The organism is Ochrobactrum sp. CGA5, assembly GCF_006345815.1.
Lineage (GTDB): Bacteria > Pseudomonadota > Alphaproteobacteria > Rhizobiales > Rhizobiaceae > Brucella.
In genome coordinates this window covers 194862-208214 of record NZ_VCIG01000042.1, presented here as the reverse complement: position 1 = coordinate 208214, position 13353 = coordinate 194862, and the positions used below count along the sequence as shown (strand labels likewise).

Sequence of the window (13353 nt, the reverse complement as noted above, 5' to 3'; positions counted from 1 at the left end):
CGCTCCAAGTTCAGATAGCGCTGTCGGGGCTTGAGAACTTTACTCTGCGTACTGGCGTCTACCAGGAGTATTTCAGGCTGCCGACAACCGTGCGGCCTTGATCGCGATAACAGAATCCCGCAGAACAGACCGGCTTGCGCGTGTCAAAGAGATTGGTGGCGTTAACTTGCAGTTTTACGCCTTCATAGTCCTTCTTGATGGCGCCGAAATCGAAATCAATCGCGGCGTCGACGAAAGCGCGCGAGCTGTTTTTCATGGTGTTTTCGTCATTGCCATAACTGGAGCCGACAAAGCGCACGCCTGCGCCGACACCCAGACCGTAGAGGAAACTGTTCTCGGGCAACTTGTAATGCGCCCAAGCCGATGCCATGTGGGTCGGCACGGACGAGATTTCATTGCCCAAAGTGCCTTCCGGCCCGTCCTTTATACGGGTCTGTATGTAGCTATAGGAGGCAATGAGGGACAGGCCGTTGTCGAGGCTGGTACTGGCTTCTAATTCCAGGCCGCGCGAGCGCAGTTTACCGCGCTGGACCTGAATGTTGGCTGGGCCGCTATCCAGCTCAACCACTTCGTAATAGAGGCCGTTGTCCTGATTGATGTTGAACAGAGCTGCCGTCAACAGGGTATTGCTGTTGGGCAACTGGTACTTGATACCGATTTCCTGTTGTTCACTTTCTGTTGGCTCGAACGGGTTGCCCGTTGCCTGGTTAACACCGGCATTGGGCGAAAAGGCTGTCGAATAGCTTGCATATGGCGTAATACCCCAGGGGGTCTCATAGGTAAGCCCGGCACGCCATGTGAAGGCTTTGTCGCTCTGATCGAAATCGGTTGAGGTGCTGGTTGTCAGATCGGTGTTTTTCGTGTCGGTGCTGACCCAGTCCTGACGGCCGCCAAGGGTAATGGTCCATGCGTCGTAACGGATTTGATCCTGCATATAGACGCCAGCCATGAACTGGTCCTGAACGTTTCTCGTCTGGAAATCTATTGGCGCTACAGGGCGTCCCATAGACGGATGTCTGGTATCCAGCGGGGGCGAGTAGCCATAACCATTCAATCCCTTCCATTGCAGCTTCGTCAGTTCGATACCGGCCAAAAACCTGTGCTCAAAGTTGCCGGTATCGAAATTCGCTTCCAGTTGGTTATCGATAGTGAAACTGGTCAGGCGCTCTTCAAAAGTGCCGGCGCTGCTATCGAGAAGCAACGGATCGTCCTGATTGGCCTGATAGGCAAAGGCCCAGTCGGCCCCGATCTTTGACGATGCAAGGCGCGCATTCTGGCGGAACACGAATGTGTCGTTGAGGCGCGTTTCAAATTCATAGCCGATACGCCCCTGGGTTTGGACAGAGTCGTTGAAAGCGGTGTTACCTGCAAAAAAGTCGGAGACCTTGTTCGTAACGGCATCATAATAATAAGCGGCCGTGCCACCGGTTTTGGTGCGAGAGAACTCGCTGAGGATTGTCAGACGCGTATCTTCGTCCGGTTTCCACGTAAAGGCTGGTGCAATGTAAATGCGGTCGTCGGGAACCGATGGCTGTTCGGTATCGGCGTTTCGCCAAAGGCCTGTCAGGCGGTAGTAAAGCGGGTCACCTTCCTTAACTGGACCGGAGAGATCGAACTGGGTCTGATAGCGATTGTGGGTACCGTACTGGACCTGCACTTCATGAAGAGGAGTTTCGGTTGGACGCTTGCTGATGAGGTTGAACAGGCCGCCAGCACCAGAAGCACCATAGAGGGCTGACGATGGGCCACGCAAAATCGAAACGCCTTCCAGGCCATATGGTTCGGTCTTGAACAGTGCGGAACTGGCTCCGGGCTGGCGGAGATTGTCGCGGAACACACCAGTATAAGTGACGTCGAAGCCGCGCACGGTGAAGGAATCGAATCGCGGATCGAAGCCGTAACCACCAACGCGGGCACTGGGCGTATAGGCAATGGCATCAAGCAAGGTCTGCGGATTGCGATCCTCAAGCTGCTGTTGGGTAACAGAGGAAATAGACTGCGGGGTCTGGACAAACGGCGTGTCGATCTTGGCGCCGGTTGCGCTACTGCGCGCCACATAGCCGTCTGCATCAATTACGCCGCCGCTGCCGCCATCAATCACGATTTTGTCGAGAACGACAGCACCTTTCTCCGTCGAAGATGAGGCGGATTGCTCCTGCGCAATTGCCGTGGCAGCAAGAGCGATCAGGGATGTACCGGCTAGAATTGTGCGGCGAAGAGGCATGCAGTCTGAACGCATAAAGAATATTCCCACCATGATTTTGATAAGCATGAGTGATATACTCATGTATTTATACTGGCAAGAAATTACATGATAAAAAGAGTCATATTTTAAGGTTTGTAGTCATCATGCAACAATCCGGTTGATGCGGGATGCAGCCTCAATGTCATCGTGCCGTATGATGGCGTCCTATTCCCTCATGAAGAGAAGGAGCCGAGGGGGTAGAAGCAGCGACTATGTAAGCCAATTCAACAAGCCCAAGCGTCTGGTTTCGGTGATTATATTTAAACGTGATAGTGAGGACCGTTTCGTCGGACGCATGGTAAGCTGCACCTTTCGTAACGAGAAGGCACGATAATGCGCTTGATAATGGGAATGCTTCTGGCGGTGTCAGCATTTGGGTGGGGAGGCCCTGCTCGGCAATCTTGACGAAGTGGCCAATAAGGAAGGCCGGGACAAGGTTATCCAACCGGTTGCACATTACCGTCAGTTCTTATCTTAACCAGCGCCGTGATGTCATTTGGGCCGAATATCTACAAACGGCGCTCATCGATCTCGCGCCGGCCGTGGTGATCGACGACAAGGCGGGCGTGCAGTTCATGGGTGATTAGGCCAAAGGCGAATTCAGCAAGGCAGGGAAAAGCCTGGCATCGATTTTGTCTGCGGGCGTTTCCGGGAGCTGAAGGCTCAGTGGCTTTCAATGCCGGTCAGTTTGCGGCTTTTGAAGTTGGCGAACACAAGAGCAACGCGCAGCCAGCACTAGCGACCGCTGCGGAAGACGTCAATTTCCAGTCGGCCTTCGATGTGGTGAAGGGGTCGGCACCCGCGAATTCAATGGTCAACTCAACGGAGATCAGGCGTTGAAACAGTTGACAGGTAGCACGTTCTTTGAAGGCATGACGCTGATGGCGCGTACAGGAGTACAATGGGGGTGGTATCGGCATTGATGAATGCGGCAAGTCTAACAGTGTCTTCTGTCGACATCGACGCTGGGTTGAGACCAGAGTGTTCGAAACAATGCTTGAAGCTCTAGCTGAGCCAGCGGAACGGGATCGAAGTGCCGGCATGATCGACAGCACTGTCATTCAGGTATGTCATTGTTACGTTCGACCTAAAAAGGACCCAAGAGACGAAATCGCTGGCTGATCGCGCGACTGGTTCACAATCAATCGCGATGCTCAGGAAGGACTGCTCGGCTTCGCCTTGATCCTAAGATAGACGCAAGTTGGCTCTAAGGTTCGCGCCGTTGCTCCGAATATATTGGACCGGATTGAGGCGTTCCTAGCCGACGAGGGTTATGATGCTGATGCCATTCGCGAAAAGATCGCGAGCGGCAACATCCAGGCAAAAAACAGCAGACGCGATCTAGTCCTACATAACCAAACCAAACACAAATGTCTCAATCAGATCGAATCGCGTTCTAATAGATGGTGGCGGGCTGCATCCGATACGACAAGATCAAGGTATCTTACCTCGGCTTTGGCGCAGTCGTTGCAGTTGAACTATAGATGCCCAATGTTCACGAGCGCTAAAGAGTCCACAATTGTACGCTCGGTAATATATCAGAGGATGAATCAAAAAGAAAATTGTGAAATTTCTACGATTATTTGATTGCTGTGTGAGAACTCTTAATTGGCGAAATCCCGTTGTGTAATCAACAAGAATAAATAAATAAAACTAGAGAAAACAATTTTATATGCATTACTCTAATAAGTAAATTACTAATTTATAATGAATTGATAGTATAGTTTCTATAATAATGTAGGTTATCTTTTGATTTACTAATATAGTCAAGGTATTGACCGTATCAATATGATGTTGTATGTTACATAATTATCATGTGCACGTCAAATATAGTTATATATATGATTCATCATGAATAATAATTCAAAGAATAGCCGTTGGAAATATTTCACAATTCGAACATATTGTCGATGTTCTTGAAATAAACTCCGATGAATATTTGGAAGGAAATGCGACGTAGATGGTTGTTTGTCGTGCGTGGGCTCTGAAAGGGGTGACTGTTTTGCGAGATTGCCGCTTTTTATGTGCGGGTGTTTCCGCGCTGGCGCTTGCGATCAGCGGGGCTGTTTCTTCTGTTGCATTTTTTAACCTCGATGGTGCCTATGCGGCGGATCTTTCCGGTGCGGCCCCTGGTGGTAACAGGGGTGGCCATCCTGTTGGCGGTTCCGGAAACGGGTATGGTGGAACGAGCTACACAGGTGGGGCGCCGGGGGCTTCAGTTGACGGCGTTGGCGGTGCTGGCGCTACTGAGGGCACTACGGCTGGCGGTAAAGGCGGCGCGGTCGGCGCAAGCACCGTCGGGGGTAGCGCTGTTTCCATTACGGGGGGGAAGGGCGGCGCTGGTGTTGCGGCATCCAACGGAAATGCGACCGGTGGCGGTGGCGCTGGGTTGTTTCTAGGAAGCGGTGGCACGTTCAATCTGATGGCCGGCTCCCGTGTAACCGGCGGTCAGGGCGGCGATGGTGGTCCTGGGGGCTACAAAACTCGGGGTGGTGGTGCCGGCGGTGGCGGTGCCGGTGTTGTATTGAACAATACCACGTTGAGCAATTCATTGGGATCGGTAATCCGTGGTGGGGCAGGCGGGGTGTCTACCTCTCTCAGTGGCTATTCGTTCAGTCCGAGCGGTGCCGGTGGCGGTGACGGTGTGGTCGTCAATCAAGGGGGAAATTTTACCAACTTGGGTTCAGTTGCGGGCGGAGCCGGAGGGGACGCGGGGGGCTGCAAGGCGGTGGTGGCTACGGCGGCAACGGTGGTTCTGGTATTCGGATAGGGACTGGCTCACACGTGGTGAATGCCGGTGTCATTACAGGTGGTAAGGCCGGTGCGTCCGTTGGCGTTACAGGTTCCGCTGCTGCCGGGAATGCTGTCGATATCGTCGGAAATAATAATATTTTCGAGATTTGGGATGGCTCCAGTATTAACGGTAACGTTGTCGTTAAATCAGGTACGAGCGGTAATATGTTCGCGCTTGGTGGGAGCACGAATTCTACGTTTGATGTGAGTTCAATCGGCGTCAAATATTACGGCTTTCAGAAACTAGGCAAGTTTGGCTCATCCACGTGGCAGCTAACAGGTACGTCAAGCCTTGCTTTGCCGTGGACGGTTTCGGGTGGTTTCCTGAAAATTGCCAGCGACAGTGCTTTAGGCTCAACTAATAGTTCATTGACGCTTGATGGCGGCGGCTTGATCTTGGATGGCGATTTCGATGTCAATCGTGACATTGTCGTCGGTGGTTCTGGTGGACGAATCCAAGTCGGCGATGGTGAGAACAAGCTTACAGGCGCCATTTCAGGTAGCGGAACCCTCGCCAAATCGGGGGCTGGCACATTACTTCTAACGAGCGATGACAGTGGTTTTACCGGTCTGACTCAGGTTAATGCCGGACAACTTGAATTCTATCGGGGCGCGAAGGTAGGCGGAAATCTGATCGCGTCTTCGGGGGCTACGATCACTGGAACGGGTACTGTTGGCGGTATAGGTACTTTTGCAGACGGCAGCACCCTCTATGTGCAGACTGGTTCGCCAATGACGTTTGGTCGCGGTTTGACCTTTCAGTCCGGCAGTACTCTTGATGTAACTTTGAGCGGAGCGCCATCGGAGACACCATTAATCAATGTGAACGGCGATTTGGCGCTGAACGGAACACTAAATGTCAGCGATGGCAGCTTCATGGGGGATGATGATGGTGGACCTGGCATCTATAGATTAATCAACTATACCGGTAATCTAACGTCCAACAACATGACAATCGGTCATGTTCCTAAAGGTTACGATAGCCTCGAGCTGCAAACTTATGATCCGGGGCATGTAAATATCGTAAACACTCAGGGAATGGTGTTTCGTTACTGGGATGGTGGTGATGCTACCCGCTATGGTGATGGAAAAATTAGCGGCGGTAGCGGTGAATGGAATAATCTTAGTGGCAACGATAGTTGGACCGATTCGAGGGGACAGCTGAACGGTGAGTGGACAGACGACACATTCGCTGTGTTTCAGGGATCTTCAGGTCGGGTATCGATAAGCTCCGATTTCACGCCAACCGTTACTGGAATGCAATTCTTCGTTGACGGCTATATGCTGGATGGCGGCAGCATAAATCTGGATGCTGGCGACAAAACACCAGTTATTAATGTCGGCAACGGTCAATCTACAAGCTCTAATTTTACAGCGATAGTCAACTCCAAGCTGACTGGAGGAGACGCTGCGGGAGTCGGCCTGAACAAGACAGGCTATGGAACGCTTATTCTTACAGCGGAAAATAGCTATGCAGGCTCAACGGAGGTATCGCAAGGTGCTTTGCAGCTTGGCAATGGCGGTACGACCGGTAGTATTCTAAGCACCAGCGATATCGAACTGGATCGCTCCAATGGAGATTCTGGGCGCTTGATCGTCGATCGCAGCGACAACATCCAGTTGGAGAATAATATTTCTGGCGAAGGGCAAGTAGTTCAAAAAGGTGCGGAGGCAACAACATTTACGGGAAATAATACATTCTCGGGCGGTTTGACTGTTTTAGGCGGGGAGGCCCATGCTGGGCGTGCCGGCAACTCTTTCGGTTCTGGTCAGCTAAAAGTTGCAACCGGAGCGAAGGTCTACCTCGATAATTTCGATACTACGGTGGGTGGGCTTGGAGCATCCAACTCCAAAAACATCACGTCCGATGGTGATATTGACCTTGGTTCAGCGATCCTAACATTGAACCAGACTGCCAGTGGAACATTTGCCGGTTCTATTTCAGGAACGGGCGGCTTGGCCATGAGCGCTGACAGTAAGGGTTCCTCCCTGACACTTTACGGTGCTAACGATTATTCCGGTGCTACGAATATTCTCGCAGGTACGCTGATACAGGGAGCAAAAGGCGGCTTTAGTAGCGCCTCGACCTTTAACGTCAGTAACGACGCCGGATTACAGCTTGGTGGCTTTGATACCAATATGGCGTCGTCGACCAATCACGGAACTGTTCGTTTTGGCGGGCAGGGTGGTACAACTTTGACTATCGCCGGCAATTACGTGAGTAGTGGCGGTACCATTGTCATGACGTCCAATCTGGATGGTGACGATTCCAAGACAGATATGCTGAAAGTAACCGGTGATACTGAAGGTGACACCACGCTGCAAATCGTCAACCGAGGTGGCTTTGGTGGCCCAACTGTCAATGGCATCAAGGTTGTCGATGTAGGCGGCCAGTCGAATGGTGACTTCAAATTAAAAGGCGACTATGTCACCAAGGATGGACAGCAGGCCATTATGACTTCGTCGGCCTTTGCCTATACATTGCAGAAGAACAGCGTAGCCGATCCGAACGGCGGTAACTGGTATTTGGTCAGCCAGAATACTCAACCAAAGTCGGATACATCTGATCCCGGTTCCAATCCTGGCCGTTTCAGTGCGGCAGCACCGATCTATCAGGCTTATGCAAATTCAATGCAGGTTCTGAATAGACTCCCTACGCTACAACAAAGGGTCGGTGACCGTTATTTTGACGATGTATCGGCAATCGTCCGCCTTGCAGGAGAAGGTGGTGAGCCAGCTACCGTTGCAAATTGGGCGCGCATGATAGGCTTCACAGCGTTACCACGACAGGTCCCTTAACGCAGGGCATCAACACATTTTTGCTTCAAACGGGTATTGATGGTGAATTCTATGAAGATGCCAACGGACGTCTTATTGGCGGGCTAACGGGACAATACGGACAGTCCAAGTCTGAGGTATCCAATTACGATGGTGATGGCACCGTCGACACGCAGGGGTGGGGGTTCGGTGGAACTCTGACTTGGTACGATAATGACGGATTTTACGCCGATGGTCAGGCTCTCATCAGTTCGTACTCGACGGATCTCAATTCTGATACGTTAGGTACACAACTATCGAGTGGCAACAAGGGCATTGGTTATGCCGCGAGCGTGGAAGTTGGACAGCGCTATATTCTGGACGACAATTGGTCTGTGACCCCACAGGCTCAACTTAGCTGGTCTTCTGTACGGTTCGATGATTTCAGCGATATCTATGGTGCGAGTATCAGCGATAAAGGCAGAGACAGTCTGATTGGACGGTTTGGCTTCGCAGCAAGGTATAGCGACAACTGGCAGGGAAGTGACGGAAGAACTGTTGAGGCCAATGTTTATACATCGGCTAATTTCTACCAGGAGTTTCTTGGTGGTACTCGTATTGATTACGCCGGCACGTTACTCGACAACACCACGGATAACCTGTGGGCTGGTATGGGTGTTGGTGGATCCTACAGATGGGCGGATAAGAAGTACACCATCTACGGTGAGGGAACGATGAATACCTCTATCAATCATGTAGGTGAAAGCTATTCGTTTAAAACTACGGTCGGATTCCAAGTAAAATTATAAGTTATTTGGTTCTGTTTGGAATTAAAAGGTATTCTTTGGCATGAGAAAATTTCGCTATTACACGTTCTTATCCACTGCGATAGCGATGGCGACCTTACTGATCGGCACGTATTTCCATGAAGAAATCGCCGACATCGTCAGCCACAACGTATATATTAACAGCCTTATACTTGGAATCTTCTGTGCTTCCACCATTTATTTGCTAATAGATGCTCTATTTACTATTAGGAAAGAACATTTATGGCGACGTTACGGGGCAAACAAACGCTGCGCGCGCGCGATATTCGGTCGGCGATTTGAAGCCATACCGGAGCAAACAGGTACCATTCTGGATGAAATGATCCAAAAATGGAAAGAGTCCATTGGCTGGAAAGCAACAGCTATAGATTACATCTCAGGTTCTTTGGTCGGTGTTGGTTTGCTTGGAACCTTCATTGGTTTGATGCATACCATGGGGTCTGTATTCGACGTGCTTTCTTCGCAGGCATCTGGAAAAGATCTGGTTGCGGGGCTAAGCGTTCCGCTCTCCGGTATGGCGACTGCGTTTTCCGCGTCGCTGATGGGACTTACCAGCTCGCTCACGCTTGGCCTTCAGTCAATGCTGCTTGATAAATCTAATCATGAGTTTTTTGCCGGGATTGATGATTGGGCGATCTCTGAGAAAGAAGAAGTACAAGACGTTGCGATCGGTTCGAAGAGCCGTGGTGGCGGAATTAAGTACCTGAGCAATCTGGCCAAGAGCACCGCCGATCTCAATGAAAACGTTCTTGGATTACTCAAGGTCAATAGCGCTCTTGCGAGCCATTCAATGAAGGGATGGCAAGAAGCGATTAGGGAAATCAAGGAGCTACGGAATTCCTCTGATGAACATTTTAAGATGAGCTCCCGTCATTCAAGCGATTCAATGAATGGATGGCAAGAGGCAATTCGGGAAATCAGAGAGTTGCGAAACTCCTTTGATGAACTTTTCAAGGTTAGTTCCCGTCTTTGCGAACTGGGTGACGAGTCAAACCAACATGCAATAGCACTCAATAATACGATGGCTGCAAATACCGCTCGTGTCGAGCGTATGCGTGTAGGTTTGGATTCTGTGATGGAGGGCAGTGTTTCGCGCACTGGAGAATTGGGTGATCATGTTCGTCAACTCAATCAAAATATTGCTGTTCTCGTCGATAAGTCCAGTGCGGACCAGAATTCCCTGGAACGAGTGGCCGAATTCCAACGTTTGATGCATGATGCAAGCTTTGCTTGTCTACAAGAAATCGTTGCCGCCCGAACGACATTAGAGTCGGCATTTAATCGTCGAACGATGGAACAGGCAGTAAAATAATGGCAAGATACGCAACCTATCTTTTGTCTGTTTCTCTTTTGGTCATGGCAGCTCCAGTCTCGGCTAAGTCGTTGAAAGACGCTATTCGGGACGGAATAAACTACAACACCTCCGGTAAGATTGCTGATGAACAAAGCAATGCGGCTAAGTATAAGGTGGACCAAGCATACGCATCCTATTGGCCTCAGGTGAATTTGATTGGCAAGACCAAGACTAATGACAGAGGATATGGTGCCAGTTACAGCCCAGACGATGATGAAGGGAGTATGCTGACATTTGCTTTTCAGTATACACTTATTGATCTGACTAGGGATCGTCAGATTGCGGCCGCACATAATGCCTATAACGCCGCGAAGCGGAATGCAAAAATTCAGCAGGAAAAACTGGCCTTTGATATTGTTAAGGCCTACCTGGATGTGTGGCGTAAGCAGAAAATCAAAGCTGTGACAGGTGACTATGCTAACTCGATAGAAAAGCTTGCAAATAAGGTTCAGGCCAGAGTGAACGGAGGTCTTTCCGAAGCCTCAGATTCAGTTCGTGCCATGGCGGCTTTGGATGAGGCGCGTACCCGCTTGGAAGACGCTGACAAAGCTTTGGAGGATGCGAAACTAACCTTATCTTCTATTATTGGCCAATCCTATACAGTCAACGAAAAATTTGATGAGAATAAGAAGCCAATAATACCAAAGCTTCCTGCAACACCTGAATTGTATGAAAATAGTTTTGTAATTAAAATGCTTTCTGAAAAAGCAAAGCAGAAGAAAGAAGAATACGAGTTCGCAAAAAAGGACCCGTTTCCGAAGCTTCAGCTTCTTGGAAATTACAAGGAACGGTTTGAGGATTCTGACGCACCATCATCCCAGTTTTTTCTGCAGTTCAGCATGCCGCTGATGGATGGGGGCCTTAGCCGCGGAAAGACGAACGAGGCCCGTTCGATGAAGAATATAAGCGAATATCAGCTTCAGTCGGGTGTAAGAGATCTAAATAAGAATTTTTCTATCTTAAAAATGACTTTGGATAAAGAGAGCAAGATATGGGAGCTTAATAGGGCATCCATTGTCAAGGCAGCAAAGACACTTGATCTTTATGATAAAGAATTTGTGATGGGTAATAGACCTTTGTCTGATATAATATCGGCCCAAAGGGATCTCTATACAGCTAAGATTTCTCTTCTAAATTCAAAGTATAATTTCAACTCGATTTTATCCGCATTGTATAATCTTTATGGGGATACGGCTAGTTCAATAAAGTTTATGTAGGTCGCAATGTCCCAAAAAAAGAATCACATATGGCCGGCTTATGTTGATCTAATGACGGTATTGCTGCTGGTATACATACTTGTAAACAGTATGTTTTCCGTCATTATATCTGGTGCTAACTTGGATGATAGTAAAATCACAAGCGCGGGTGACAATACTGATACTGGATCGGGTCAAATTAACTTGCCAATGGTTGGTGATGTGCCTAGCGCTAGCGCGGCAGTCAACGATGACACAAAGTTGGCAAAGCAAGCGCCAACAGCATCAGAAAATGGCAAAGAAAGCGACATTGATAATACGGGTGTATTATCTTCTGACGATGAACAATTGAGAAAATCAATAGAAAATATCGTTCAGAATAAAATCAATAAAGAAAGTCAAAAGAATGGGATTGTTGAGTCTCAGTCTGACAGTAATGTATCCACGACATCGAGTGCTGTCGACCCGGGATCCCAAGAAGGACATGTAGCTCAAGGAGCGGATGGAACTAACGCAGGGGGATCCTCTACAGGGCAGAGGGGGGAGAGCCTAACCCTCCAAGCTCAGAAAAAATTATATGATCATTCTGCCGGTGATCTAGAGATCAAGTTTCAACCACAGCAAGAGAGCTATTCGGAAGCAGAAAAGCAAACAATTCTATCTTGGATTAAGAAAAACCAAGGGCAAAATGGCTACTATGAAGTTGGCATTTTTGTGCACGAGATAGAAGGTACGAGCGCGAGTAGTTTGCTTACACAGCAGGCGAGCCTCTACTATCAACTTCTGGTATTTTTTAAATCTCAGGGCGAAGATTTGAGCAGAGTTCATCTTAGAAACGCGGTTCCTTCCGATGATGTCGAAAATGTGGTTAAAGCGCGATATATCCCTTGTGAAGGAGCTTGCTCTTTTAAGGCAGACTAACAGGGGGACAAATGGACGGCAGTTATTGCTATTTCTTGCCAGCTTTGTCCTTCTTGCTGCAATCTTAATAATGAAAGTGGATATCTCTATACAGGCACATGGTTACTTGCAGATCAAGGACAAGAATGTGGTGGTAGAGCATCCTATCGGCGGACGCGTCGAGAAACTGTTCGTTAGAGAAGGTCAGGAGATTGAGAAGGGGCAACCTCTGGCTATTATCGATAATAGTTATGTTTCAGAAGAGTACAGTAAGAATAAGTCATTAGTTGGCGTTCTGAAAGTTCGCATTGAAAGAATTCGCTCTGAAATTTCTGGCAAGGAATTTGTATATAGTGGAGAAGAATATTCTGATGATGGTCTAGCGTATAGACACGAGTTTGATGTTTATCAGGCCAACAGAAAAAATTACGAAGATGAATTGAAAATTAGTCAATCAGTAGAGGATGAAAGGCGATCGGAGCTTCTTTCTAATAAAATACTGATTGATGGATTGAGAAAGCAGCTGGAATACGACCAGAAGCAAGTGAAGATGGTAGAGGGCTTGGTGAAGGTAGGGGCTGCTGCCCAGGGAACTTTGCTTACGCGACGTTCGGAAGAGCAGAAGACTGTTAATGACCTTAATAATGCCATTTCTAAATCCAATATTCTGAGCGATCAAGTTGCGAAGGCTAAACTCGATACCGAGAAGATAAAGAAAGCATATATAAGCGAAAAGCAAAATGAGCTTTTGAAGGTTCAGGATCAACTGGCTGAAGCACAAGCCAAGTTGTCCGGCGCACATGATAGAAAGCAGCAGGAGAAGATACTTAGTCCGGTACGTGGAATGATCCAGAAACTGACAAAATCGCATGAAGGTAGCGTTATAGCACCTGGGGGAGAGATATTGGAAATAACTCCCAAAGATGTTCCGGTGGTAGCTTCTGTGAAACTCGAAACAAAGGATCGAGATAAGATATGGGTCGGCATGCCGGTTAAAGTAGAAATTAATGGATATGAGAGGGCAGCAGAACATTCGCTGAAGGGTAGTGTAACTTTGATTAGTGCGGACTCCTTTTCGGAAGAGCGTGGTGCTAGATACTATCAATTTGAGATCTCTATTGATCAGAACGAGATAAAATCTAAGCTGTATCCTGGGATGTCTATTGTATCTTACTTTTTGATCGGAAAACGGTCAATTTTCGAGTATTTTTTCAAGCCCTTGTTGAAAGGGGCTAGCCATGCTCTTTCGGAGCCGTAATTTAATTTAAACGAATGTCGTCA

Annotated in this window: 8 protein-coding genes and 1 pseudogene; 8 read left to right on the top strand and 1 reads right to left on the bottom strand. The window is 48.7% G+C overall.

The window, feature by feature from the left end:
* Positions 1-58: 58 nt before the first annotated feature.
* On the bottom strand, positions 59-2239 hold the full coding sequence (locus FJQ48_RS19280) for a TonB-dependent siderophore receptor (RefSeq protein WP_139976538.1): 2181 nt from the start codon (positions 2237-2239) through the stop codon (positions 59-61).
* Between the two features lie 533 nt (positions 2240-2772).
* Between FJQ48_RS19280 and FJQ48_RS22795 the strand changes: the two are divergent.
* The 8 genes and pseudogenes from FJQ48_RS22795 to FJQ48_RS19245 form a co-directional block, all read left to right on the top strand.
* A pseudogene (locus tag FJQ48_RS22795) lies at positions 2773-3061 on the top strand (sugar ABC transporter substrate-binding protein); the annotation flags it as partial.
* A gap of 1144 nt (positions 3062-4205) precedes the next feature.
* Positions 4206-5015, top strand: coding sequence for a hypothetical protein (locus FJQ48_RS19275; protein ID WP_139976537.1), 810 nt, complete (start codon positions 4206-4208; stop codon positions 5013-5015).
* Between the two features lie 14 nt (positions 5016-5029).
* Positions 5030-7837, top strand: coding sequence for an autotransporter outer membrane beta-barrel domain-containing protein (locus FJQ48_RS19270; protein WP_139976536.1), 2808 nt, complete (start codon positions 5030-5032; stop codon positions 7835-7837).
* A 20-nt stretch (positions 7838-7857) separates the two neighbouring features.
* Positions 7858-8604 carry an autotransporter outer membrane beta-barrel domain-containing protein gene (locus tag FJQ48_RS22880; protein WP_180350255.1) on the top strand — a complete coding sequence of 249 codons (747 nt, stop codon included), beginning with the start codon at positions 7858-7860 and terminating at the stop codon, positions 8602-8604.
* A 40-nt stretch (positions 8605-8644) separates the two neighbouring features.
* Positions 8645-9934: a MotA/TolQ/ExbB proton channel family protein gene (locus FJQ48_RS19260; protein ID WP_139976534.1), complete on the top strand. Its 1290-nt coding sequence runs from the start codon at positions 8645-8647 to the stop codon at positions 9932-9934.
* Positions 9934-11193 (top strand): TolC family protein, encoded by a 1260-nt coding sequence (locus tag FJQ48_RS19255; protein WP_139976533.1) that lies wholly within the window; start codon positions 9934-9936, stop codon positions 11191-11193. The genes FJQ48_RS19260 and FJQ48_RS19255 overlap by 1 nt, the downstream gene beginning before the upstream one ends.
* A 51-nt stretch (positions 11194-11244) precedes the next feature.
* Positions 11245-12093, top strand: a complete 849-nt coding sequence (locus FJQ48_RS19250) for a hypothetical protein (RefSeq protein ID WP_139976532.1) — start codon at positions 11245-11247, stop codon at positions 12091-12093.
* Positions 12035-13330, top strand: coding sequence for an HlyD family type I secretion periplasmic adaptor subunit (locus FJQ48_RS19245; protein WP_180350254.1), 1296 nt, complete (start codon positions 12035-12037; stop codon positions 13328-13330). The genes FJQ48_RS19250 and FJQ48_RS19245 overlap by 59 nt, the downstream gene beginning before the upstream one ends.
* Positions 13331-13353: the final 23 nt, after the last annotated feature.